The sequence below is a fragment of the Mizugakiibacter sediminis genome (assembly GCF_000953855.2).
Lineage (GTDB): Bacteria > Pseudomonadota > Gammaproteobacteria > Xanthomonadales > Rhodanobacteraceae > Mizugakiibacter > Mizugakiibacter sediminis.
The window spans coordinates 24,395-47,760 of record NZ_DF970162.1; the positions used below are offsets into that span (position 1 = coordinate 24,395).

Sequence of the window (23,366 nt, forward strand, 5' to 3'; positions counted from 1 at the left end):
TACAATTCGCGGATGGACGTGTCCCACCTGCTCGACCACCTCAACGATGCCCAGCGCGAAGCGGTCAGCGCGCCGCCCGGCCACTATCTGGTGCTGGCCGGCGCCGGCTCCGGCAAGACGCGCGTGCTGACGCACCGCATCGCCTGGCTGACCGAGGTCGAGCGCGTGCCGCCGTGGGCGATCCTCGCCGTCACCTTCACCAACAAGGCCGCCGGCGAGATGCGCGCGCGCCTGGAGGGCCTGATGCCGCACGGCACGCGCGGCCTCAGCGTCGGCACTTTCCACGGCATCGCCCACCGCCTGCTGCGCCGGCACTGGCGCGAGGCGAAGCTGGCGGAGACGTTCCAGATCCTCGACGCCGACGACCAGCAGCGCCTGGTCAAGCGCGTGATCGCCGGCCTCGGCCTCGACGAGGCGCGCTTCCCGCCGCGCCAGGCGGCCTGGCAGATCAACACCTGGAAGGACGAGGGCCGGCGGCCGGATGCGATCGAGCACCACCAGCATCCGGTGACGAAGGCGCTGCTCGACATCTACCGCGCCTACGAGGACGCCTGCCGGCGCGCCGGCCTGGTCGACTTCGCCGAGCTGCTGCTGCGCTCGCACGAGCTGTGGCTGACGGAACCCGCGCTGCTCGCGCACTACCGCGAGCGCTGGCGGCACCTGCTGATCGACGAGTTCCAGGACACCAACACGCTGCAGTACGCCTGGATCCGCGTGCTCGCCGGCGCGACCGGCCAGGTGTTCGTGGTCGGCGACGACGACCAGGCGATCTACGGCTGGCGCGGCGCCAAGGTGGAGAACGTGCAGCAGTTCCTGCGCGACTTCCCCGGCGCGAAGACCATCCGCCTCGAGCAGAACTACCGCTCCACCGCCACCATCCTGAAAGCCGCCAACGCGGTGATCGCGCGCAACAGCGCGCGTCTCGGCAAGCAGCTGTGGACCGCCGGCGACCCCGGCGCGCCGATCGCGCTGTACGCCGCCTACAACGAGCAGGACGAGGCGCGCTTCGTGATCGAACGCGTGCGCGAGTGGATCGCCGGCGGCGGCAAGGCCGGCGACCTCGCCATCCTGTACCGCTCGAACGCGCAGTCGCGCAACTTCGAAGAGCAGCTGATCCAGCACGACGTGCCGTACCGCGTCTACGGCGGCCTGCGCTTCTTCGACCGCGCGGAAATCAAGGACGCGCTGGCGTACCTGCGCCTCGCCGCCAACCGCCACGACGACGCCGCGTTCGAGCGCGCGGTGAACACGCCGCCGCGCGGCATCGGCGAGCGCACGCTGGACGCGCTGCGCCGGCGCGCGCGCGCCGCGCAGGCCTCGCTGTGGGAGGCGGCGCTGCAGGAACTCGCCGGCGGCGAGCTGGGCGCGCGCGCGAAGGGCGCGCTGCGGGGGTTCCTCGCGCTGGTCGAGGGGATGGCGCGCACTTTCGCGGGGCTCGGGACGCCGTCCCCGGGTCCCGCGCTCTCCCTCGCCGAGCAGATCGAACACGCCATCGCCGTCAGCGGACTGCGCGAGTACTACGAAAAGGATGCGCGCGGCAGCGCCGAGTCGCGCGTCGAGAACCTCGACGAACTGGTCAACGTCGCCAGCCGCTTCGAGCCGACGCCCGACGACGTCGAGGCCGGGCTCTCCGAACTCGCCGCCTTCCTCGCCCACGCCGCGCTGGAGGCCGGCGAGGGCCAGGGCGAGGCCTACGACGACTGCGTGCAGCTGATGACCCTGCACTCGGCGAAAGGGCTGGAGTTTCCGGTGGTGTTCCTGGTCGGCCTGGAAGAAGGCCTGTTCCCCAGCCAACGCTCCACCGAGGAGGAAGGCCGGCTGGAGGAGGAACGCCGCCTCGCCTACGTCGGCATCACCCGCGCGCGCCAGCGCCTGCTGCTCACCTACGCCGAATCGCGCCGCCTGCACGGCGCGGAGATGCTGACGCGGCCGTCGCGCTTCCTCGCCGAGATCCCGCCGGAACTGCTGGACGAGGTGCGGCCGCGGCCGAAGGTCAGCCGTCCGCCCTACGCCGGCCGTTTCGCCGGAAGCGAGCCGCTGGAAGCGCTGCCGCTGCGCCTCGGCCAGCGCGTGCGCCACGCCAGCTTCGGCGAAGGCGTGGTGGTGGCGGCCGAAGGCTCCGGCGCGCACACGCGCGTGCAGGTCAACTTCGAGGACGCCGGCGCCAAGTGGCTGGTGCTGGCCTATGCCAACCTGACCACGCTGTGACGCCGCCGCCGCAGGACGCGGCGGCAACGCTCATGGCTGCCTGGCGTAGTCGATCTGCATCGTCTTCGCTTCCTTGCCGCCGTGCGTCTCGTACCATTCGAAGACGTAGTGGCCCGGATCGACGATGCGGATCACCTCGCGGACCGGCACCTTGGCTCCCGGCTTCATCGGGTCGTCCATCTGGCCGCGGAAGGTGTAGGTGTTGGCGGCGGCATCGTAGCTGCCCCAGCCCAGCCACAGGCCGGTCGACATGCTGTCCATCCAGGTGTTGAAGTAGCGGCCGCGCAGGTTGTCGAAACCGAGCACGCCCTCGCCATGGAAGGGCTGGTCCATGTACATGCCTTCGTAGCGCGTGCGGATGTAGCGGCCGTCGTAAACGGCCTCGCTGCTGGACTTGCCCTCGCTGGTCTGCGGCGGCGCCTTGGGGTCCATCCATACCTTCGAGGTCGTCTTCCAGTCGCCGACGAAATAGGCGAGGCGACGATGCTCGGCGCGCACTTCGCCCATGCGCCGATAGGCGTCGGCCATCGCCTTCTGCTGGGCGTCCGCAGGCGTGGCCTGGGGTTTGTCGTCGGCGAGGGCGGCGGCGCTCAACACCAGGGCGATGCAGCCGGCGACACGCAGGGTCGTGTTCATGGCTCCTCCCGTGGCCCGACAGGGGCACGCCATCGTACGCCCGTGCGGCGACGGGTCGATGGCCTAGACAGGTTTCGCCGGCACGGTGCCGGGACGCGTGTGCGCCGCCGGCTCCCACGCCGCCAGCGCGCGTTCGGCGCGTTCGCGGCCGAGCGCGATCATCTGCTCGGCGCGGTAGAACTCGTACACCGCGCAGGCGTTGCGCGGGATCTCGATCAACAGGTCGGGGCGGTGCGCGGCCAGCTTCAGCTGCGCCAGATTGTCCTGCACCAGGTCGAGCGCGCGGCCCATGATCTCCAGCCAGCCGGTCTCGCGCTCGCTGCCGGCGTGGCTGCCGATGGTGCGCTCGACGAATTCGGCGATCTTCTGGCGCAGGCCGTTGTGCTCGCCGCGCGCGCTGGCCTCGCGTTGCGGCGCCAGCGCCTCCTCCGGGCCGTTGACGCTGACCGCGACGATGTAGTCGCTGGGCTCGCGCAGCAGCGGCGTCAGCGGCACCGGGTTCATCAGCCCGCCGTCGACCAGGCGGCGGCCGTCGAGCTGGTGCGGGCGGAAGATCGTCGGGATGGCGATCGAGGCGCGGATGGCGTCGAACAGCGGGCCGCGCGTCAGCCACACCTCGCGCTGGCGGTCGATGTCGGTGGCGACGGCGGTGAAGGCGATCGGCAGCGCCTCGATGTCGATCTCGCCGATCAGCTCGCGCAGCACGGCGATGATGCGCTCGCCCTTGATCAGGCCGCCGCCGGACAGCGTCCAGTCGACCAGGCGCAGCACGTCCATCTTCTGCAGCGCACTGACCCAGTCGCGGTACACGCCCAGGCGGCCGGCGGCGTAGGTGCCGCCGATCAGCGCGCCCATCGAGCTGCCGGCAACGGCGACGATGTCGAAGCCGGCCGCCTCCAGCGCCTCGATCACGCCGATGTGCGCCAGCCCCTTGGCGCCGCCGGAGCCGAGCGCCAGCGCTACCGTCGGCCTGCGCGCCGATGCGCCCGCCGTGGCGGCGGAATCCGTGGAATCGTTCATGTCCGGCATCCTCGTCCCCTGCCGCCGAATCGCGCCTGAAGCCTGGCAGCAAGCGACGACGACGCGCTTCACTGCGGCGGCTGCGCGTAGCCGTCCAGGGCCAGCTTCAGCAGGATCTTCATCTCCTCGCGCAGCGGCAGCGGCGCGATCACCTCGGCGTCGGGGCCGTATTTCATCACGTCCATCAGCAGCTCGCGCGAGTTGGAGTACGGCAGGCGCAGCTCGTAGTGGCCGTCGGCCAGCCACTGGCCCTGCTGCTGCGAGTGCCAGTGCTCGTCGGCGACCCAGCGCGCCGCGCGCGGCGAGAAGCGGATCGTCGCCCACGCCTTCGGCTTGCCGGCGAAGATGCCGTAGCTGGAGGCGAGGATCTCGTCGAGCTCGGCGGCGGCGCGATCCTCCGCGCGCTCGTCCAGCGCGCGCGCCTCGGCGATGCGGTCGACGGCGAAGCTGCGCAGCGCCTCGCGCTGGTGGTCCCAGGCGTCGAGGTACCAGTTGTCGCGGTAGTGGGTGAGCCGCTGCGGCGAGACGGTGCGCCGGGTCTCCGCGTCGGTGGTGCGCGCGCGGTAGCGGAAGCTCAGGCGCTTGCGCTCCAGCACCGCGCCGGCGACGGTGCGGAACACCTGCTGGTCCAGCTTGCGCGCGCCGTAGGCGATCACGCGGATGCGCTCGACCGGCAGCGCCTTGCCGCTGGCGTGGTCGCTCAGCAGGCGCTCGATGCGCGCCTTGAACGGCGCCAGCGCGCCGGCCAGCACGCCGGGATCGCTGCGCCCGATCAGCTCCTGCAGCGCCATCAGCGCGGCCAGCTCCTCGCTGGTCAGCCACAGGCCGGGCAGCTCGAAGCGCTCGGCCTCGCCGGCGGCGTAGCGGAACGCGCTGGCCTCGCCGTCGCCGGCGCTCTCCACCGGCGCGCCCAGCGCGTCGCGCAGGAAGGCGATGTCGCGGTAGACGGTGGCGCGCGAGCAGGCCAGATCGTCCTTCAGCCGCGGCAGCGGCACCGGATAGCGCGCGGCCTTCAGGATGCGGTGCAGGGTGAGGATGCGCTCGTAGCGGTCCATGGGCGTCCGTTGGCGCGGCCGGCGGGCCGGGGCTAGCATGGGAACGGGGACGTCTAGTGTGTCATAGCCGCGGCCGCGCGCCGCAAAGGGAGGTTTCATGCACGCGCTCGTCCGTTGCGCCGCGCTCGCCCTGCTGCTGGCGGCCGGCGCCGTTCACGCCGACCCCAAGGCCGAGCTGCACCAGGCCTTCACCCGCTTCCTCGCCGCGAAGAGCTTCCGCGCCGAGCTGAGCGACCTCGACCGGCAGCGCACCGTCGCACACATGGAGTTCGTCGCACCCGATCGCTACCGCGTGCAGGTCGAAGGCGCGCCCGGCGACCAGGTGATCGTCGGCGACACCGTCTACATGACGATGAACGGCCACACCATGCGCGTGCCGATGCCGGCCGCCGGCCTGACGCGCCGCTATCGCGACCCGGACGTGCTGGCGCAGACCGAACGCAGCCTCCGCATCGAGCGCGTCGGCAGCGACCGCATCGACGGCGAGGCCGCCACCGTCTACCACTACACCGTCGACGCGCCGCACCCGGCCGATGTCAAGCTGTGGATCTCCGACAAGAGCGGCCTGCCGCTGCAGATGCAGACCACCGGCACGGCGATGGGCCAGACCCATCACACGCAGATCCGCTACCGCGACTACGACGACGCCTCGATCCGCATCGAGGCGCCGAACTAGGGATGCTCCGCCCCGTTCCGCGCGGGCCGGGCCGAGGCGGGCCGGCCGTGCCGCGCGGCCGATCCGCTAACATCGCCGCATGCCGCTGCCATCGAACCTCGACGCGCCGACGGGCGACCGCGTCGTCACCACGACATGCTACATGTGCGCGTGCCGGTGCGGGCGAGCCGGCGCGTCGACGCGATGCAAAGTAATGCATCGCGTGCGCCGGCGAGCGCCCGGCCGGGGATGGCCGGGCCGGCGCCCCGCTCCAGGGAGGGGTCGGAGCGAGCGAAGCCACCCACTCCGGACGCGCACATGCCGCACCGCTCGTTGAAACCGGATGCGCCCGTCGGCGACCGCGTCGTCACCACGACGTGCTACATGTGCGCGTGCCGGTGCGGTATCCGCGTGCACCTGAAGGACGGCCGCGTCCGCTACATCGACGGCAATCCGGCCCACCCGGTCAACCGCGGCGCGATCTGCGCCAAGGGCGCGGCCGGCCCGCGCCAGCACGATTCGCCGGCGCGCCTGCGCAAGCCGCTGCTGCGCACCGGACCGCGCGGCGCCGGCGAATTCCGCGAGATCGAATGGAGCGAGGCGCTGGCGCTGGCGGCGAAATGGCTGGGCGACATCCGCAAGCGCAACCCCGACGAGCTCGCCTTCTTCACCGGCCGCGACCAGTCGCAGGCGCTGACCGGCTGGTGGGCGCAGCAGTTCGGCACGGTGAACTACGCCGCGCACGGCGGCTTCTGCTCGGTCAACATGGCCGCGGCCGGCATGTACACCCTGGGCGGCAGCTTCTGGGAGTTCGGCGAGCCGGACTGGGAGCACACCAAATACCTGTTGCTGTGGGGCGTCGCCGAGGACCACGACTCCAATCCCATCAAGCTCGGCCTCGGCAAGCTGAAGGCGCGCGGCGCCAAGATCGTCGCCATCAACCCGGTGCGCACCGGCTACGCGGCGATCGCCGACGAATGGGTGCCGATCCGGCCCGGCACCGACGGCTTGCTGATCGGCGCGCTGCTGCACGAGCTGCTGCGCCACGACCGCATCGACCTCGACTATCTGGTGCGCTACACCAACGCGCACTGGCTGGTGATCCGCGCGCCCGGCAGCGCCGACGACGGCCTGTTCGCGCGCGACGCCGAAGGCCATCCGCTGTGCGCGGCGCGCGACGCATCCCTCTCCCCCGACGCCGTCGGGGAAGAGGGCGGCGCGAGGGAGCCGGTCGCGTCCGCGCTGCGATGGCGTCTCGAGCGCGCCGACGCGGTGGGCATCGCGCCGGTGATCGTCGGCGAGTACGCGCTGCCGGACGGTCGCACCGCGGTGCCGGCGTTCCAGCTGCTGGCGCAGCGCTTCCTCGCGCCCGAGTACGCGCCGCAGGCGGTCGCCGAGCGCTGCGGCGTGCCGGCGGCGACCATCCGCCGGCTGGCGCAGGAGCTGGCCAAGGTCGCCTTCGAGCAGGCGATCAGCCTGCCGCAGCACTGGACCGACGCCTGGGGCCGCGAACACGCCGACATGCTCGGCCGACCGGTGGCGATGCACGCGATGCGCGGCATCGGCGCGCACGCCAACGGCTTCCACACCTGCCGCATGCTGCATCTGCTGCAGATGCTGCTGGGCGCGATCGACACGCCGGGCAGCTTCCGCTACCAGCCGCCGTATCCGAAGGCGGTGCCGCCGGCCAACCGCCCCGGCCGCGCGCGCCGCGACGACGGCGCGCTGGACGCCAATCCGCTGGGCTACGTGCACGCGCCGGCGGACCTGCTGGTCGACGCCGACGGCCGCCCGCGGCGCATCGACAAGGCGTTCTCCTGGGAGCACCCGCTGGCCGCGCACGGCATGCTGCAGACGGTGATCCGCAACGCCTGGGCCGGCGACCCGTACCGCATCGACACGCTGTTCCTGTTCATGGCCAACATGGGCTGGAACTCGGCGATGAACACCGCCGAGACGCGGCGCATGCTCGCCGACCGCGATCCCGCCACCGGCCGCTACCGCATCCCGCACATCATCTACGTCGACGCCTACGGGTCGGAGACGGTCGACTACGCGGACCTGGTGCTGCCCGACACCACCTACCTCGAGCGTCACGACGGCATGTCGCTGCTGGACCGTCCGATCAGCGACGCGGACGGCGCCGCCGACGCGATCCGCGTGCCGGTGGTGGCGCCGGACCGCGACGTGCGCCCGTTCCAGGACGTGCTGCTGGAGCTGGGCGCGCGCCTGCGCCTGCCCGGCATGGCCGACGCCGACGGCGCGCCGGTCTACCGCGACTACGCCGACTACCTGCAGCGCCACCAGCGCGCGCCCGGCGTCGGCCTGCTGGCCGGCTGGCGCGGCGCGGACGGCACGGCGCACGGCGTCGGCGCGCCCAATCCGCGCCAGCTCGAGGCCTACGCCGCGCACGATTGCCACTGGCGCCTGCCGGTGCCGGCCGCGGGGCGCTACTACAAGATGGCCAACCGCGACTATCTCGAATGGGCGCGGGCGCTGGGCTTCGTCGGCAGCGCCGCGCCGATCGTGCTCGAGCTGTACAGCGAGACGCTGCAGCGTTTCCGCCTCTCCGCGCAGGGCCACGGCGCGGTGCGGCCGCCGGCGCGCCAACGCGCGCGCGTCGAGCGCTACTTCGATCCGCTGCCGTTCTGGTACGACGACATCGAGGCCGACGGCTCGTCCGCGGAGCGGGGCGGAGAACGCGGGCACGCCGAATGGCCCCCTTCCGCCCTTGGGGCCCCTTCCCCCGCACGCGGGGGAAGGGATGAGAAGGCATATCCGCTGCACGCGATCAGCCAGCGGCCGATGTTCATGTACCACGCCTGGGGCTCGCACAACGTCTGGCTGCGCCAGATCGCCGCGCGCAATTGCCTGTACCTCCACCCCGCCACCGCCGCCGAACACGGCGTCGCCGACGGCGACTGGGTGTGGCTGGTCTCGCCGCAGGCGCGCATCCGCGTGCAGGCGCGTCTGCACGCCGGCACCGCGCCCGGCGTGCTGTGGACCTGGAACGCGATCGGCAAGGGCAAGGGCGCGTGGCGCCTCGCCGCCGACGCGCCGGAGAGCCGCGACGGTTTCCTGCTCAACCACCTGATCGGCGAACTGCTGCCGCCGCGCGACGGCGCGCGCTACGCCAATGCCGACCCCGTCACCGGCCAGGCCGCGTGGTACGACCTGCGCGTGCGCCTGGAGCGCGACGCCGCGCCCGAGGTGCCGGGACACCGCATCGAGCGCGCCACGGGGTCGGCGGCATGAACTGGCAGGCCTGGGCCACGGTGGCGGTGATCGCCGGCGCGATGGCGCTGTTCGCCAGCGAGAAGATGCGCATCGACGTGGTCGCGCTGATCGCGCTGGCCGCGCTGATGGCGCTCGGCATCCTCGATCCGCACGAGGCGCTGGCCGGTTTCAGCAACGAGGCCACGGTGACGGTGGCGGCGATGTTCGCGCTCAGCCTCGGCATCGAGCGCTCCGGCGCGCTGGAGCCGCTGGCGCGGCTGCTGGCGCGCATCCGCCGGCCGTGGCTGCTGACGCTGGCGCTGATGCTGGCGATCGCGCCGATCGGCGCGTTCGTCAAGAACGTCGCCCTGGTGGCGACGTTCCTGCCGCTGGCGCTGCGCGTGTGCGCACGCACCAGGACTTCGCCGGCGCGCGTGCTGCTGCCGATGGCCTACGCCGCGCAGATGGGCGGCGTCTGCACGCTGCTCGGCACCTCGTCCAACCTGTTGGCCGACAGCCTGGCCCAGCGCCACGGCCTGCCCGCGTTCGGCGTGTTCGAGTTCACCGAACTGGGCGCGCTGCTGGCGGTGGCCGGCATCGCCTACCTGATGCTGGTCGGGCGCTGGCTGCTGCCGCGCCACGTCGACGCCGAACAGCCGCAGGCGCTGGACATCGGCAGCTACGTCACCGAACTGCGCGTGATGCACGGCTCCGCGCTGGTCGGCACCACCATCGCGGCCGCGCGTCTCGGCGAGCGCTACGGCGTCTATCCGCTGGAGCTGCTGCGCGGCGACCGCCGCATGTGGGAGCCGCGCGCGCAGGAAATCGCCGTCGGCGACGTGCTGCTGGTGCGCGGCGACTGGGACAAGATCGAGGACTTCCGCCGCCGCGCCGGCCTGCAGATCGCCCCGGAGCACCGCTACGGCCTGCCGGGCGGCGGCGCGCCGGTGCTGGCCGAGGTGATGGTCGCGCCGGCCAGCCGGCTGGAGGACCGCACGCTCGCCGAGGCGCGCTATCCGTGGGGTTACGCCGGCACCGTGCTGGCGATCCACCGCCGCGGCCAGGTGCTGCGCGAGAAGCTGGACGACGTGCGCCTCGAGGTCGGCGACGTGCTGCTGCTGGCGGTCGACGAGCGCGACCTGGCCAAGCTGCGCGCGGACGAGCAGGTGGTGGTGCTGAGCGAACGCGAGGACGCGCGCCGCGTCTCGCGCCGCGCGCTGGTCGCGGTGGCGATCATGGCCGGCGTGGTGGCCGTCTCCGGGCTGAAATGGCTGCCGATCCCGTTCGCGGCGATCTGCGGCGCGGTGGCGATGGCGCTGACCGGCTGCTTCGGCCGCAAGGACGTCTACGAGGGCATGGACTGGAAGGTGATCGTGCTGCTCGGCGCGATCCTGCCGCTCGGCACGGCGATCGAGAAGACCGGGCTGTCGCACGCGGTGGTCGGGACCGGCATGGCGCTGTTCGGCACGCACGGACCGTTGTGGGCGCTGCTGATGGTGTACCTGCTGACCGCGCTGCTGACCGAACTGATGGGGCACAACCCGTCGGTGGTGCTGATGGTCGGCATCGCCTTCCAGGTGGCGCAGTCGCTCGGCGTCGACGCGCGGCCGTTCGTGGTAGCGGTGGCGTTCGCCGCCGCCACCTCGTTCGCCACGCCGGTCGGCTATCCGACCAACACCATGGTCTACTACGCCGGCGGCTACCGCTTCACCGACTTCATGAGGGTGGGCATTCCGCTGATCGCGCTGTTCTGCGCGCTGTCGATGTGGCTGATCCCGCACTTCTGGCCGTTCCACCCATGACCGCGCTGCCGCCGCCCCCGCCGAAGAAGCTCGGCCTGGTGATCGACCTCGACACCTGCGTCGGCTGCCACGCCTGCGCGGTGGCCTGCAAGTCGTGGAACGACGGCGGCGCGTTCGGCCCGTTGCCCGACGCCGACCCGCTGGGCGCGGCGCCGGACGGCGTGTGGTTCAACCGCGTGCATACCTACGAGGTGACGGGACTCGGAACAGCAGGCGCGGCCTCGGAGCAACGCAAGGCGGACGACGGCGGCAGGCCGGAAATTCCCACGGCTGCCACGGCGCACTCCCGAGTCCCGCCTGCGCTCACCATCCACTTCCCGCGCTCCTGCCTGCACTGCGAGACGCCGGCGTGCGTGCCGGTGTGCCCGACCGGCGCCAGCTACAAGCGCGCCGAGGACGGCATCGTGCTGGTCGACGCCGACAAGTGCATCGGCTGCCAGCTGTGCGCCTGGGCCTGCCCGTACGGCGCGCGCGAGTTCAGCGCGGCGCGCGGGGTGATGCAGAAGTGCACGCTGTGCGTCGATCGCATCTACGACGACAGCCTCGCGCCGCAGGACCGCCAGCCGGCCTGCGTCGCCGCCTGCCCGACGCGCGCGCGCCATTTCGGCGACCTCGGCGATCCGCACTCCGAGGTATCGAAGCTGGTCGCCGAGCGCGGCGGTTTCGCGCCGCTGCAAGAACTTGGCTACGCGCCGGTCAACCGCTACCTGCCGCCGCGGCCGCACCGCGACGACGGCGCGCACGCGGCCGCGGAAACGGCCGAGGCGCCGCTCGACGGCGAGGCGCTGCCGCCGCTGCTGCGCTGGCTGGACCGACTGTTGTCGCGCTGAGGCCCCCGTGCGCTCGCCACTGCAAGGAGTCGCCGCCATGCCGTCCGTGCCGTCGCTTTCCGTCTCCGTGGCGCCGGAGCGCTGAACGATGCGCCCGGCGCTGTCCATCGTCGTCTTCACCGTGCTCGCCGGCGCCGGCTACGGCGTGTGGACCTGGCTGGGCGTGCTGCTGGCGCTGCGCGCCTATCCGCCCGGGCGCAACGCGACGCTGCTGCCGCTGGCGCTGGGCTTCGCGCTGGTCAGCGCCGGCCTGGTCGTCTCGCTGCTGCACCTCGGCCAGCCGCAGCGCGCGTGGCGCGCGCTGACGCAATGGCGCACGTCCTGGCTGTCGCGCGAAGGCCTGGCGGCCCTGCTCACCTATCTGCCCGCGCTGGCGCTGGCCGGACTGGTGCGCGGCGACGCGTCCTTCCTTCCCGCCCGCCTGGTCGGCGCGCTGCTGGCGCTCGGCGCGCTGGCCACGGTCACCTGCACCGCGCGCATCTACACCTCGCTGCCGCCGATCCCGGCCTGGCGCGATCGCCGCGTGCTGCCGCTGTTCCATCTGCATGCGCTGCTGTCCGGCGGCCTGTGGTTCGCCGGCGGCGCGCAGTTCGCCGTGCGCAGCACGGCCGGCGTCGCGCTGGCGTTCGCCTGGCTGCTGGCGGTGGTCCTGCTGCTCGCCGCCAACCTGAAACGCGCCTACTGGCGCGCGCTGGACGCCGCGCCGGCGCCGGCCGACGCCGGCCGCGCCAGCGGACTCGCCGCGCTGGGCACGGTGCGTGCCTTCGAAGGCCCGGCCACCGAGGCCAGCTACGTCACCCGCGAGATGGCGTTCGCGCTGGCGCGCAGGCACGCGGCCCGGCTGCGCCGCATCGCCGCCGTGCTGGCCTATTCGCTGCCGTTCCTGCTGCTGTGCGTGGCCGCCTTCGACATGACGCTGCGCCCCTGGGTCTTGCCGCCGGCGGCGATCGCCTGCACGCTGGGCCTGCTGGTCGAGCGCTGGCTGTTCTTCGCCGAGGCGAAGCACGTGGCCGCCGCCTACTTTCCCTGAGCGGCCGGGTTCACCGCCGATTCAACGCGTGCGCCTAGCATCCCGCTTCCCTGCTCCCCGACAGACGACACGACATGAAACGCACCACGCTTGCCCTCGCCCTGCTGCTCGCGCTGCCGCTGGCCGCGGCCGCGCAGGACGCCAGCTCCACCGACACCGCCGGCGACGCCGGCAACGGCGGCTGGTCCGGCAGCGGCGAGTTCGGCTACGCCGCCGCGCGCGGCAACTCGCGCTCGGAGAACTTGAACGCCAAGCTCGGCCTGAGCAAGGAAACCGACGTGTGGAAGGACAACTTCTTCCTCACCGCGCTGCGCGCCAAGGGCGACACCAGCGTGACCACCCTGCAGAACGGCCAGGTGGTCAGCGAGGACCGCTACACCACCACCGCCAACCGCTACGACGCCGGCGCCTCGCTGGGCTACAAGTACAGCCCGCGCGCCTACCTGGTCGGCGCGCTGCGCTACGCGCACGACGACTTCGCGGCGAACCGCTGGCAGGCCGCGCTCTCGCTGGGTTTCGGCTACATCGCGCTCAAGAACGGCCGCACCGAGCTGTCGTTCGAAATCGCGCCCGGCTACAAGCGCTACCGGCCGGCGGATTTCTTCGTCACCGACGCCACCGTGACGCCGCCGGTGACCACGCTGGTCCGCCCCGGCTCCAAGGGCGAGCCGATCGTGCGCGGCCTGGCCAACTGGAAATACCGTCTCACCGCCAGCACGCGCTTCGAGGACACCGTGCTGGTGGAAGCCGGCACCGACAACCGCTACGCGCAGAACGACGCCGGCCTCGCGGTCAGCATGACCGAGAAGCTGGCGCTGAAGATCGGCTACCAGGTGCGCTACAACAGCGACACTACGCCGGGCACGAAGAGCACCGACCAGCTGTGGACGACCAACCTGGTCTACAGCTTCTGAGGGCGGGAGACGGGAGACGCAGCGCAGCGCGTGCCGAGCGCATGCTCCCGCCGCCTGGCCGGCGTAGCGGACCGTTCGGCGGCGGATCGGGATCCGCGCTACGGGGCTTCGAGGAACTCGGCGGCGCCCTGCGCGAACAGCTGCATCGCCACGGCACGGCCGAGCGCCGCCGGCGCCTCGCCTTCGGCGTGCGCGCGCAGCAGCCTGCCGCGCGCGGCGTCGCCGACCAGGCCGTACAGGGCGAGGCCGCGCTCGCCGAGCACCGCCCACGCCGCCACCGGCACCGTGCAGCTTCCGCCCAGCGCCTCGTTCATGGCGCGCTCGGCGGCGGTGGCGCGACGGGTGTCGGCGTCCTCGAGCGGCGCCAACAGCTCCTGCACGCGGCCGTCGCCGGCGCGGATCTCGCAGGCGATCGCGCCCTGCCCCGGCGCCGGCAGCCAGTGCGGCGCGTCCAGCCGCGCGCGGATGCGCGCGGCCAGCCCGAGCCGCTCCAGCCCGGCGCAGGCCAGCACGATGGCGTCGTAGTCGCCGGCGTCGAGCTTGGCGAGCCGCGTGTTGACGTTGCCGCGCAGGTCGAGCAGCACGAGGTCGGGACGCAGCGCGCGCAACTGCGCCTGGCGGCGCAGCGAGGAGGTGCCGACGCGCGCGCCTTGCGGCAGTTCGGCCAGCGTCGCCCAGGCGTTGCTGACGAAGGCGTCGGCGGGATCGGCGCGCGCCAGCACCGCGCCCAGCGCGAAGCCGGGATCGAGCTCCGCCGGCACGTCCTTCAGCGAGTGCACGGCGAGATCGGCGCGGCCCTCCAGCAGCGCCACTTCCAGTTCCTTGAGGAACAGGCCCTTGCCGCCGATCGTCGCCAGCGGGCGGTCGAGGATCTGATCGCCGCGCGTGGTCAGCGGCACCAGTTCGACGGCGAGGCCGGGATGCGCGGCGCGCAGGCGCGCGGCGACGTGTTCGGCTTGCCACAGCGCGAGCGCGCTCTTGCGCGTGGCGATACGCAGGGTTTCGTGGGTCATCGGACGATTGTCCGATGAAATCAGCTTTCGCGCAGCAGCCGGCGCAGCGCCGGCAGGTTGCGCCGGCTCACCTCCGGCGCGGCCTCGGTGCCGGCCAGGCGCGCGACGATGCGGCCGTCGGCGAGCGTCTTCAGGCCGAGCAGGCGTTCCACCGGCACCAGGCAGTTGCGGTGCAGCCGCGCGTAACGCTCGGGGTGCGCCTGCTCCAGCGCCTTCAGCGAATCCTCGATCAGCAGCACGCCGCCGCTGTGGTGCACGGCGACGTACTTGTCGTCGGCGAGCAGGTAGATCACCTCGTCCAGCGGCACCCGCTTCAGCTCGCCGCCCATGCGCGCGGCCAGGTAGGCGCGCGGCGCGCCGGCGCCGCCGCGCAGGGCCTCGGCGCGCTTCAGCGCCTCGCGCAGGCGCTCGACGCGCACCGGCTTCAGCAGGTAGTCGGCGGCGTGCAGCTCGTAGGCCTCCAGCGCGTGCGCCTCGTAGGCGGTGCAGAACACCACCTGCGGCGGCGCCGGCAGCGCGGCCAGGCGGCGCGCGATGCCGAGGCCGTCGTGGCCGGGCAGCTCGATGTCGAGCAGCAGCACGTCCGGCTTCAGTTCGGCGCAGGCGGCCAGCGCCGCCTCGCCGTCGCCGACGCTGCCGACCAGCTCGGCATTCGCGCACTCGCCGAGCAGCGCGGCCAGGCGCGCGCGCGCCAGCGGTTCGTCATCGGCGATCAGGATGCGCATCGGGCAGCCGCAGCGTCACCACGAAACGGTCGTCGTCGCGCCTCACCTCGACGGCGGCGCGCGCGCCGAAATGGTAGCCGATGCGCCGGCGCACGCTGTCGAGACCGTGGCCGTGGCGCGCGGTGCCGGCGCCGCCGTCGGGCGGCAGCGGGTTGGCGATCTCGATCACCACCGCCCCGCCTTCCACGCGTCCGGAGAGCCGCACCACGCCGCCGTCCGGCCGCGGCTGCACGCCGTGCAGCACGGCGTTCTCGACCAGTGGCTGCAGCAGCAGCGGCGGCAGCGGCAGCGCGCGCGGCAGCGCGTCGAGATCCCGCTCGACGCGCAGCCGCTCGCCGAGGCGCAACTGCTCGATGGCGAGATAGCGGTCGACCAGGTCGAGCTCCTCGCCGAGCGAGCCGACGCGGCCGTCGGCGCCGAGCGCGGCGCGGAACAGTTCGGCGAGGTCCTCCACCGTGCGCTCGGCCGCGTCCGGATCGACGCGCACCAGCGCGGCCACCGTGTTCATGCTGTTGAACAGGAAATGCGGGCGGATGCGCGCCTGCAGCGCTTCGACCTGCGCGCGCGTCACCGCGGCGAGGCGGGAGCGCCACTGCTCCAGCACGTAGAAATAGCGCAGCAGCGCCGCGCCCAGCAGCGCCGCCAGCACGGTGTTGCCGGCGACGAAACGCGGCGCGCGCTCGGGCGTCAGCGCCATGTCGAGCGCGTGGTCCAGCCACCACACGCTGGCGCTGGCCGCGGCGACGATGGCGACGATCGCCAGCCACGCCGCGAGGTAGGCGCGCGTCGGCGTCAGGCGCCGCAGCCACGGCGTCAGCTTGCACAGCGCGACGGTGACCAGCAGTGCCAGCCACACCGCCAGCAGGCTGGCCGTCGACAGCGCGCGGAAGGACGCCGGCGAGGCCGGCGCCAGCGCCATCACCAGCACCACCAGCTCGGCCACGCCCACCGCCGCGGCCAGCGCCGGCAAGCCGCAGAACTGCGGCAGGCGCGTTTCCTCGGCGACATGCCGTGGCCCGCTCACGCGCACCTCCAGTGAACCACGCTCTTCCCCTCCACCCGCCGCCCTCGGCGGCGCGCGCCGGCCGCCGCCCGCGCCGAGCATACCCAACCCGCTCAGGCGAAGAGGTGCGCGGATAGCCAGTTCCTGAGATCGGCGATCTCCCGCGCGCAGACCTGGTGCGCCATCGGGTAGTCGTGCCAGTCCACCGCGTGCCCGACCTCCTCGAGGTATTCGCGCGAACGCGCGCCCAGCGCCAGCGGCACGATCGGGTCGAGGCTGCCGTGGCCCCAGAAGATCGGCACGCTGGCGTTGCCGGTGCTGGATTCCACCGCAGTCGTCTCCATCAGCGGCAGGTAGGTGGACAGGGCGACGATGCCGGCGAGGCGTCCGGCGTGGCGCAGGCCGGTGGCCAGCGCGATCGCGCCGCCCTGCGAGAAGCCGGCCAGCAGCAGCCGCTGCGAGTCGATGCCGCGCGCATGCTCGCGCCGCATCAGCGCCTCGACCTCCGCGATCGAGGCGCGGATGCCGGCCTCGTCCTGGCGCGCGCCGAGATCGAGACCGGCGATGTCGTACCAGGCGCGCATCGGCATGCCGCCGTTCAACGTGACCGGACGCACCGGCGCATGCGGGAACACGAAGCGCAGCGGCGGCCAGTCCGGCGGCACCAGCTCGGGCACGATCGGCTCGAAGTCGTGGCCGTCGGCGCCGAGACCGTGCAGCCACAGCACGGCATGGCGCGGATTCGGGCCGGTCTCGATCTCGACGCAGGGCAGCATGGCGGCATCCGGGGCGAACATGACCCCGCATGGTGCCGCAAGCGCGCGGAAGCGGAAAGCGTGCCGCGCCCCGGCGTACAGCGACTTCCGGCCCGTTGCCATGCGGCAGTCCTTGGCTATGCTCGCGGCTTTCGTCCGGGAGGAACCCCATGCGCTGCCGCCACGCCACCGCCGCGCTCGTCGCCCTCGTCGTCTTCGCCGCCGCCCCGCTGCACGCCGCGCCGGTTTCGCCGCCGCTCACGCTGGAACGCATCATGGCCGACCCCGACTGGATCGGGCCGCCGGTCGAACAGCCGTACTGGAGCGCCGACGGGCGCAGCCTGTACTACCAGCTCAAGCGCAGCGGCAGCTCCATCCGCGACCTCTACCGCATCGACCCGGTCAGCGGCGTCGGCGGCAAGGTCGACGACGCCGCGCTGGCCGACGCCGACGGCGGCCCCGCCGTCTACGATCGCGCACGTACGCGCGCCGCCTTCGTGCGCCACGGCGACGTGTTCGTCCGCGAACTCGCCAGCGGCCGCCTGTTGCAGGTGACGCGCACGCCGCAGCGCGAGGCGGCGCCGCAGTTCTCCGCCGACGGCCGCGCGCTGCAGTTCCGCGTCGGCAACGACTGGTTCGTCTACACGCTGGCCAGCGGCGTGACCGCGCCGGCGGCGGTGCTGAAGGCCGAAAAAGACCCCGAGGCCAAGCAACCCGACGACCTCGAGCGCCTGCAGCTGCGCCTGTTCAAGACGTTGCGCGAAGCCAGGGCCGACCGCGACGCGCAGCGCGCACGCGAGCAGGCGCTGGACCAGGCCGACCCGACGCGCGTGGCGCGCCCGTTCTATCTCGGCGACGACGTGCAGGTGATGGACACCGAGCTGTCGCCGAACGGCCGCTGGATGCTGGTGGTCACCGCGCCGAAGAACGCCGCCGAGGGCCGCAAGCCGGAGCTGATGCGCTACGTCACCGAGTCCGGCTACGCCGAGACCGAGAAGACGCGCACCTATGTCGGCCGCGACGCGCCGGCGCCGCAGAGCCTGCGCCTGCTCGATCTCGCGGCGCACGCGAGCTATCCGCTGCCGACCGACGTCCTGCCCGGCATCAAGGACGACCCGCTGAAGGCGCTGCGCGACAAGGCGATCGCCGCGTTGCGGAAGGACGGCCACGCCGACGAGGCGAAGGCGCTGGAAGCGCCCGCGCTGCGCCCGGTGCGCATCGTCGCCGACGCCGAGGACGGCGGCGGCGGCGGCATCGTCTGGAGCGAGGACGGCGGGCAGCTCGCCGTCCAACTGCGCGCGATCGACAACAAGGACCGCTGGATCGCCACGGTCGACTTCGGCAAGCATGCGCTGGTGCCGCAGCACCGCCTGCACGACGACGCCTGGATCAACTGGAACTTCAACGATTTCGGCTTCCTCAAGGACAACCGCACGCTGTGGTACCTGTCCGAGGAAAGCGGCTGGTCGCAGCTGTACGTGAAGACGCCGGATGCGCGCAACGCGCGCGCGCTGACCGCGGGGACGTTCGAGGTTTCGCACCCCGTGCTGTCGCCGGACGGCAAGTGGTTCTACCTGCGCAGCAACCGCGAGGCGCCCTACCGCTACGACGTCTATCGGCTCCCCGCCGACGGCGGCGCGCTGACACGCGTCACCGCCTACGGCGGCATGGACGATTTCGCGCTGTCGCCGGACGGCGCGCGTCTCGCCGTGCTGCACTCCTCGCCGTACGTGCCGCCGCAACTCGCGGTGGTGAACGCGGACGGCAGCGGCGCGCGCGAGCTGACCGACACGCGCACGCCGGAATACAAGGCCTATACCTGGGTCGAGCCGCAGTACGTCGAGGTGCCGTCGGCGCACGGCGCCGGCGCGATCCACGCCAAGTTCTACAAACCGGCCGACTACGACGCCTCGAAGCCGCACCCGGCGGTGATCTTCGTGCACGGCGCCGGCTACACGCAGAACGTGCACTCGAGCTGGCCGTACTACTTCCGCGAGCAGATGTTCCACAACCTGCTGCTCAAGGAAGGTTACGTCGTGCTCGACATGGACTACCGCGCCAGCGAGGGCTACGGCCGCGCCTGGCGCACGGCGATCTACCGGCAGATGGGTCATCCGGAGCTGGAGGACCTGCTGGACGGCAAAGCCTGGCTGGTGAAGCGCCAGGCAGTCGATCCCAAGCGCGTCGGCATCTACGGCGGCAGCTACGGCGGCTTCATGACGCTGATGGCGCTGCTGCGCGCGCCGGGCGAGTTCGCCGCCGGCGCGGCGCTGCGGCCGGTGACGGACTGGACCTCGTACAACCACGAGTACACGTCCAACATCCTCGACGACCCGCGTCTCGATCCCGAGGCCTACCGCATCAGCTCGCCGATCGAGTACGCGGAGAACCTGCGCGATCCGCTGCTGATCTGCCACGGCCTGATCGACGACAACGTGCTGGCCGGCGATTCGATCCGCCTCTACCAGCGCCTCATCGAGCTGCACAAGGACGACTTCTGGCTGTCGCTGTATCCGCTCGACCGCCACGGCTTCGTGCACGCCGATGCCTGGTACGACGAGTACCGGCGCATCCACGAACTGTTCACGCGCTATCTCGGCCCGGCGGACTGAAACTCGCGCCGGCGCCGCCCCCGCGGCGCCGGCGCACCCGGGCCGCAATCATTTTTTCCTTTTACCTGCAAACAGTTGCTTGACTTTCGTGAGAGCGTGGTCTAGCTAGGGCTCGCTGTCCACCCCCTGAGGTAGCACCCATGACCATGCGCCGCGCCATACCCCGCTCCCACGAGCACGACCTGCTCGTGCTCGTTTCCCAGGTCCGCAGCGAGATGCTCGGCCGCGTCGAGCACGAGCTCGCCGAGGTCGGCGTCGAGAATTACATCGTGTATGTCGGCCTCAAGCGCCTTGGCATGCAGGGTCCGATGACGGTCGCCGAGTTGGCCGCCGCGCTGCGCCAGGACCGCGCCACCATGCGGCGCACCTGCGCGCAGCTCGAGCGCCAGGGCCATATCCGCCGCCTCGCCGGGACGCGCACGGCGCGCTACGGCCTGACGGACGGCGGCCGCGCGCTGCTCGCCCAGGCGCAGGCCCGCGGCGACCAGGCGCTGAAGCGCTGCGTCGCCGGCGCCAGCCCCGACGAAGTCGTGCAACTGAGCGGCGCGCTCGGCCGCTTCCTCGGCCATCTGCGCAGCGCGGCCTGACCGGCTTTCCTTCGAACCCCGCCCTGCGCGGGGTTCTTTTCGATGCACAAATTGCATTGACAAATATAAACGCGTCCATAGAATACGCGGCATGGTCACCGCCCCCTCCCCGACGCCGCTCTCCGACAGCAACCTCGGCGCCCTGCTCTGCCAGGTGCGCAACGAGCTGATCGGCCGACTGGAGCGCGAACTGGCGGCGCACGGCTACGAGATGAATTTCTCGCAGTACCTGGCGCTGAAGAAGCTGGCCGCGCACGGCCCGATGAGCGCAGGCGAACTCGCCCGCACGATCAACCTCGACGCCGGCGCCACCACGCGCCTGCTCGACCGCCTCGAGGCCAAGGGGTATCTGCGCCGCCAGCCGCACGAGCAGGACCGGCGCGCCCTGCGCATCGCCCTCACCGAGGCCGGCCAGGCGCTGTGGTCCGACATCCACGCCTGCGGCGAACGCGCGCTGGCGGAAGCCACGCGCGGTCTCGCGCCGGACGAGCACGTCCGCTTGCACGCGATGCTGAGCGGCATCCTCGCCACGCTTCGCGGCGGCAATTGAGTATTCCGCAATTTCTGCCCAGGCAAACGACATGCGTCCGCGTACCCCCGCCTTCACGCTCGGCCTGATCCTCGCCCTCGCCGGCTGCGCCAGCACCGGCGGCCTCGAACCTTCCGGCAGCGCGCTCGATCCGGCGCAACTGCATGCGGAACGCAGCCTGGCCGACGCGCCGCTGCGCGCCGACGGGCCGGCCGCCGACTGGTGGCGCGTCCTCGGCGACCCGCAGCTCGACGCACTGATCGACGAGGCGCTGGCCGGCAACCCCGGCCTCGCCGTCGCCGATGCACGCGTGCGTCTCGCCCAGGCCGCGGCCGGCGCCGCCGATGCCGCGCGCAAGCCGGAGCTGACCGCGAACGCCGGCTCCTCCGGCATCCGCATCCCCGAAACCGTGATCGAGCCGCCGCTGGGCGGCCACTACAGCGCGCTCAACACGCTGTCGCTGAAGTTCGGCTACGGCTTCGACCTGTGGGGCGGCAAGCGCGCCGCCTGGGAAGCGGCGCTCGGCGAGGCACGCGCCGCCGAGGTGGATGCGCAGGCCGCGCGCCTGCTGCTGTCGGCGGACGTCACCCGCGCCTATCTCGCGCTGGCCAACGCCTACGAGCGGCTGGACCTCGCCCGCGACGAGCGCACGCGCGCCGAGCGCACCCTCGAGCTGACGCGCCAGCGCGTGCAGGCCGGCATCGACAACCAGCTGCAGCTCAGGCAAGCCGAGGCCGCGGTACCCGCCGCCGAGCAGCGCCAGGCCGCGGCGCAGCAGGACATCGACACGGCGCGCGCCGCGCTGGCCGCGCTGCTCGGCCGCGGCCCCGACCGCGGGCTCGCGATCGAACGCCCGCGGCCGCTCGCGCCCGCGGCGCTGGCGCTGCCGTCCAACGTGCCGGCCGATCTGCTCGGCCGCCGTCCCGACGTCGTCGCCGCGCGCTGGCGCGTGCAGGCCGCCGGCAAGCGCATCAAGACCGCCAAGGCGGCGTTCTATCCGAACCTCAACCTCGCCGCCGCCGTCGGTTTCGCCGCGCTCGGCACCGACGGCCTGCTGACCGCGCCCAGCCGCTACTACCAGTTCGCGCCGGCGCTGTCGCTGCCGCTGTTCGACGGCGGCCGCCTGCGCGCCAACCTCGCCGGCGCCGACGCGCAGTACGACGTCGCCGTCGCGCAGTACAACCAGACCCTGGTGAACGCGCTGCGCGACGTCGCCGACGGCGTCGCCGCCCTGCGCGCGCTGGACGCGCAGGTCGACGCGCAGCAGCGCACGCTGGACAGCGAGCGCAGCGCGTTCGACCTCGCCATGCAGCGCTACCGCGCCGGCGTCGGCAGCTACCTGGAAGTGCTGACCGTGCAGCAGCCGCTGATCGCCGCCGAACAGCAGCTCGCCGCGCTGCGCACCGCGCGGCTGGACGCTTCCGTGCAACTGATCGAAGCGCTGGGCGGCGGTTTCCGCGCCGGCGCCGACGCCCCGCCCCCCGCCGTCGCGCAGACCCGCGCGGCGGCGCCGACCCCCTGAGGCCCGCCCATGACCACCGAGAACTACGCCAAAGACGCCGCCGCAGCCGCCGCGCCGCAGAACGGGCGTCGGCGCTTCCTGATGCGCCTGCTGTTCGCCGTGATCGCCGTGGCCGCGATCGGCTCCGGCCTGTGGTACCTGTTCGTCGGCCGCTGGAACGAGACCACCGACGACGCCTACGTGCAGGGCAACGTCGTGCAAATCACGCCGCAGATCTACGGCACCGTGGTCAGCATCGGCGCCGACGACGGCGACCTGGTGACCAAGGGCCAGGTGCTGGTCAAGCTCGACCCCAGCGACGTGCGCGTCGCGCTGGAGCAGGCCAAGGCCAACCTGGCGCGCACCGTGCGCCAGGTGCGCGGCCTGTACAGCAACGTCAGCGGCCTCGAGGCCGACGTCGCCGCCAAGCAGGTCGCGCTGGACAAGGCGCGCGCCGACTACGCGCGCCGCGAAGGCCTGGCGAAGAGCGGCGCGATCTCCGCCGAGGAGCTGGCGCACGCGCGCGACGCGCTGGCCGCCGCGCAGAGCGCGCTGGCCGCGGCGCAGCAGCAGCTCGGCGCCGGCCGTGCGCTGGTCGACGACACCGTGATCGCCTCGCACCCCGAGGTGCAGGCGGCGGCGGCCGCGCTGCGCAAGGCCTATCTCGATTCCGTGCGCACCACGCTGGTCGCGCCGGTCACCGGCTACGTCGCCAAGCGCACCGTGCAGGTCGGCCAGCGCGTGCAGCCCGGCGCCGCGCTGATGGCGGTGGTGCCGCTGAACCAGGTCTGGGTCGACGCCAACTTCAAGGAAACCCAGCTCGAGCACATGCGCATCGGCCAGCCGGTGACGCTGACTTCCGACCTGTACGGCAGCGGCGTCGAGTTCCACGGCAAGGTCGAGAGCCTCGGCATCGGCACCGGCAGCGCCTTCGCCCTGCTGCCGGCGCAGAACGCCACCGGCAACTGGATCAAGATCGTGCAGCGCGTGCCGGTACGCATCGCGCTCGATCCGCGCGAGCTGGAGAAGCACCCGCTGCGCATCGGCCTGTCGATGGACGTCGACGTCAACCTGCACGACCGCAACGGCCCGCTGCTGGCGCAGCAGCCGCCGCGGCAGCCGGCGTTCAGCACCGACGTCTACGACGGCCACGAAGGCGAGGCCGACGCGCTGATCCGCAGCATCGTCCACGCCAACGCCAGCGCCAGCGCGGGTCGCCACTTCGCCCAGCGCGACTGAACGGCGCGCGCCGGGATCGTCCGCCGCGCCGTGGCG

At 72.6% G+C, this 23,366-nt stretch carries 19 protein-coding genes; 12 read left to right on the forward strand and 7 right to left on the reverse strand.

Features of this window, described 5'->3' with window-relative positions; genetic code table 11:
- Positions 1–12: 12 nt before the first annotated feature.
- On the forward strand, positions 13–2,208 hold the full coding sequence (gene uvrD, locus MBSD_RS04235; protein WP_062535376.1) for a DNA helicase II: 2,196 nt from the start codon (positions 13–15) through the stop codon (positions 2,206–2,208).
- A 30-nt stretch (positions 2,209–2,238) separates the two neighbouring features.
- Here uvrD and MBSD_RS04240 read toward each other — a convergent pair whose 3' ends face one another.
- The 3 genes from MBSD_RS04240 to MBSD_RS04250 all read right to left on the reverse strand — a co-directional run bounded on the left by MBSD_RS04240 (position 2,239) and on the right by MBSD_RS04250 (position 4,919).
- Positions 2,239–2,844: a DUF1579 domain-containing protein gene (locus MBSD_RS04240; RefSeq protein ID WP_062535378.1), complete on the reverse strand. Its 606-nt coding sequence runs from the start codon at positions 2,842–2,844 to the stop codon at positions 2,239–2,241.
- Positions 2,845–2,907: 63 nt separating this feature from the next.
- Positions 2,908–3,864 (reverse strand): patatin-like phospholipase family protein, encoded by a 957-nt coding sequence (locus tag MBSD_RS04245; protein WP_062535494.1) that lies wholly within the window; start codon positions 3,862–3,864, stop codon positions 2,908–2,910.
- Positions 3,865–3,932: 68 nt separating this feature from the next.
- On the reverse strand, positions 3,933–4,919 hold the full coding sequence (locus MBSD_RS04250) for a helix-turn-helix transcriptional regulator (RefSeq protein ID WP_062535379.1): 987 nt from the start codon (positions 4,917–4,919) through the stop codon (positions 3,933–3,935).
- Between the two features lie 97 nt (positions 4,920–5,016).
- Between MBSD_RS04250 and MBSD_RS04255 the strand changes: the two genes are divergently transcribed.
- The 6 genes from MBSD_RS04255 to MBSD_RS04280 all read left to right on the forward strand — a co-directional run bounded on the left by MBSD_RS04255 (position 5,017) and on the right by MBSD_RS04280 (position 13,366).
- Positions 5,017–5,595: a LolA-like protein gene (locus MBSD_RS04255; protein WP_062535381.1), complete on the forward strand. Its 579-nt coding sequence runs from the start codon at positions 5,017–5,019 to the stop codon at positions 5,593–5,595.
- Positions 5,596–5,892: 297 nt separating this feature from the next.
- Positions 5,893–8,829, forward strand: coding sequence for a molybdopterin-dependent oxidoreductase (locus MBSD_RS04260; protein ID WP_062535383.1), 2,937 nt, complete (start codon positions 5,893–5,895; stop codon positions 8,827–8,829).
- Positions 8,826–10,592: an SLC13 family permease gene (locus MBSD_RS04265; RefSeq protein ID WP_062535385.1), complete on the forward strand. Its 1,767-nt coding sequence runs from the start codon at positions 8,826–8,828 to the stop codon at positions 10,590–10,592. The genes MBSD_RS04260 and MBSD_RS04265 overlap by 4 nt, the downstream gene beginning before the upstream one ends.
- Positions 10,589–11,422, forward strand: a complete 834-nt coding sequence (locus MBSD_RS04270) for a 4Fe-4S dicluster domain-containing protein (protein ID WP_062535387.1) — start codon at positions 10,589–10,591, stop codon at positions 11,420–11,422. Before MBSD_RS04265 ends, MBSD_RS04270 begins: the two co-directional genes overlap by 4 nt.
- Before the next feature lie 88 nt (positions 11,423–11,510).
- A complete protein-coding gene (locus MBSD_RS04275; protein WP_062535390.1) occupies positions 11,511–12,452 on the forward strand; it encodes a dimethyl sulfoxide reductase anchor subunit family protein in 942 nt (313 codons plus the stop codon).
- Positions 12,453–12,526: 74 nt separating this feature from the next.
- Positions 12,527–13,366 carry a DUF481 domain-containing protein gene (locus MBSD_RS04280; protein WP_062535392.1) on the forward strand — a complete coding sequence of 280 codons (840 nt, stop codon included), beginning with the start codon at positions 12,527–12,529 and terminating at the stop codon, positions 13,364–13,366.
- A gap of 98 nt (positions 13,367–13,464) precedes the next feature.
- Here the strand turns inward: MBSD_RS04280 and hemC are convergent, their stop codons facing one another.
- From hemC to MBSD_RS04300, 4 genes are all read right to left on the reverse strand, one after another.
- Positions 13,465–14,379, reverse strand: coding sequence for a hydroxymethylbilane synthase (gene hemC / locus MBSD_RS04285; RefSeq protein WP_062535394.1), 915 nt, complete (start codon positions 14,377–14,379; stop codon positions 13,465–13,467).
- Positions 14,380–14,399: 20 nt separating this feature from the next.
- A complete protein-coding gene (locus tag MBSD_RS04290) occupies positions 14,400–15,104 on the reverse strand; it encodes a LytR/AlgR family response regulator transcription factor (RefSeq protein WP_062535396.1) in 705 nt (234 codons plus the stop codon).
- Positions 15,082–16,128 carry a sensor histidine kinase gene (locus MBSD_RS04295; RefSeq protein WP_237071743.1) on the reverse strand — a complete coding sequence of 349 codons (1,047 nt, stop codon included), beginning with the start codon at positions 16,126–16,128 and terminating at the stop codon, positions 15,082–15,084. Before MBSD_RS04295 ends, MBSD_RS04290 begins: the two co-directional genes overlap by 23 nt.
- Before the next feature lie 92 nt (positions 16,129–16,220).
- Positions 16,221–16,883: an alpha/beta hydrolase gene (locus MBSD_RS04300; RefSeq protein WP_062535498.1), complete on the reverse strand. Its 663-nt coding sequence runs from the start codon at positions 16,881–16,883 to the stop codon at positions 16,221–16,223.
- Positions 16,884–17,032: 149 nt separating this feature from the next.
- Here MBSD_RS04300 and MBSD_RS04305 point away from each other — a divergent pair, with 149 nt between their 5' ends.
- The 5 genes from MBSD_RS04305 (at position 17,033) to MBSD_RS04325 (ending at position 23,330) form a co-directional block, all read left to right on the forward strand.
- Entirely contained in the window at positions 17,033–19,474 is a 2,442-nt protein-coding gene (locus MBSD_RS04305) for a S9 family peptidase (protein WP_062535397.1), read from the forward strand.
- A gap of 140 nt (positions 19,475–19,614) precedes the next feature.
- A complete protein-coding gene (locus MBSD_RS04310) occupies positions 19,615–20,061 on the forward strand; it encodes a MarR family winged helix-turn-helix transcriptional regulator (RefSeq protein ID WP_062535398.1) in 447 nt (148 codons plus the stop codon).
- 91 nt (positions 20,062–20,152) lie between these two features.
- The gene (locus tag MBSD_RS04315) at positions 20,153–20,611 is read left to right on the forward strand and encodes a MarR family winged helix-turn-helix transcriptional regulator (protein WP_062535400.1); all 459 of its coding nucleotides are present in this window, start codon (positions 20,153–20,155) and stop codon (positions 20,609–20,611) included.
- Positions 20,612–20,642: 31 nt separating this feature from the next.
- The gene (locus MBSD_RS04320) at positions 20,643–22,112 is read left to right on the forward strand and encodes an efflux transporter outer membrane subunit (RefSeq protein WP_062535401.1); all 1,470 of its coding nucleotides are present in this window, start codon (positions 20,643–20,645) and stop codon (positions 22,110–22,112) included.
- A gap of 9 nt (positions 22,113–22,121) precedes the next feature.
- Positions 22,122–23,330 carry an HlyD/EmrA/EmrK family protein gene (locus tag MBSD_RS04325; RefSeq protein WP_062535403.1) on the forward strand — a complete coding sequence of 403 codons (1,209 nt, stop codon included), beginning with the start codon at positions 22,122–22,124 and terminating at the stop codon, positions 23,328–23,330.
- Positions 23,331–23,366: the final 36 nt, after the last annotated feature.

Bases quoted from the DNA above. Each gene is read 5' to 3' on its own strand.
- uvrD (WP_062535376.1), top strand. From the start codon at position 13: ATGGACGTGTCCCACCTGCTCGACCACCTCAACGATGCCCAGCGCGAA.
- MBSD_RS04240 (WP_062535378.1), bottom strand. From the start codon at position 2,844: ATGAACACGACCCTGCGTGTCGCCGGCTGCATCGCCCTGGTGTTGAGC.
- MBSD_RS04245 (WP_062535494.1), bottom strand. From the start codon at position 3,864: ATGAACGATTCCACGGATTCCGCCGCCACGGCGGGCGCATCGGCGCGC.
- MBSD_RS04250 (WP_062535379.1), bottom strand. From the start codon at position 4,919: ATGGACCGCTACGAGCGCATCCTCACCCTGCACCGCATCCTGAAGGCC.
- MBSD_RS04255 (WP_062535381.1), top strand. From the start codon at position 5,017: ATGCACGCGCTCGTCCGTTGCGCCGCGCTCGCCCTGCTGCTGGCGGCC.
- MBSD_RS04260 (WP_062535383.1), top strand. From the start codon at position 5,893: ATGCCGCACCGCTCGTTGAAACCGGATGCGCCCGTCGGCGACCGCGTC.
- MBSD_RS04265 (WP_062535385.1), top strand. From the start codon at position 8,826: ATGAACTGGCAGGCCTGGGCCACGGTGGCGGTGATCGCCGGCGCGATG.
- MBSD_RS04270 (WP_062535387.1), top strand. From the start codon at position 10,589: ATGACCGCGCTGCCGCCGCCCCCGCCGAAGAAGCTCGGCCTGGTGATC.
- MBSD_RS04275 (WP_062535390.1), top strand. From the start codon at position 11,511: ATGCGCCCGGCGCTGTCCATCGTCGTCTTCACCGTGCTCGCCGGCGCC.
- MBSD_RS04280 (WP_062535392.1), top strand. From the start codon at position 12,527: ATGAAACGCACCACGCTTGCCCTCGCCCTGCTGCTCGCGCTGCCGCTG.
- hemC (WP_062535394.1), bottom strand. From the start codon at position 14,379: ATGACCCACGAAACCCTGCGTATCGCCACGCGCAAGAGCGCGCTCGCG.
- MBSD_RS04290 (WP_062535396.1), bottom strand. From the start codon at position 15,104: ATGCGCATCCTGATCGCCGATGACGAACCGCTGGCGCGCGCGCGCCTG.
- MBSD_RS04300 (WP_062535498.1), bottom strand. From the start codon at position 16,883: ATGCTGCCCTGCGTCGAGATCGAGACCGGCCCGAATCCGCGCCATGCC.
- MBSD_RS04305 (WP_062535397.1), top strand. From the start codon at position 17,033: ATGCGCTGCCGCCACGCCACCGCCGCGCTCGTCGCCCTCGTCGTCTTC.
- MBSD_RS04310 (WP_062535398.1), top strand. From the start codon at position 19,615: ATGACCATGCGCCGCGCCATACCCCGCTCCCACGAGCACGACCTGCTC.
- MBSD_RS04315 (WP_062535400.1), top strand. From the start codon at position 20,153: ATGGTCACCGCCCCCTCCCCGACGCCGCTCTCCGACAGCAACCTCGGC.
- MBSD_RS04320 (WP_062535401.1), top strand. From the start codon at position 20,643: ATGCGTCCGCGTACCCCCGCCTTCACGCTCGGCCTGATCCTCGCCCTC.
- MBSD_RS04325 (WP_062535403.1), top strand. From the start codon at position 22,122: ATGACCACCGAGAACTACGCCAAAGACGCCGCCGCAGCCGCCGCGCCG.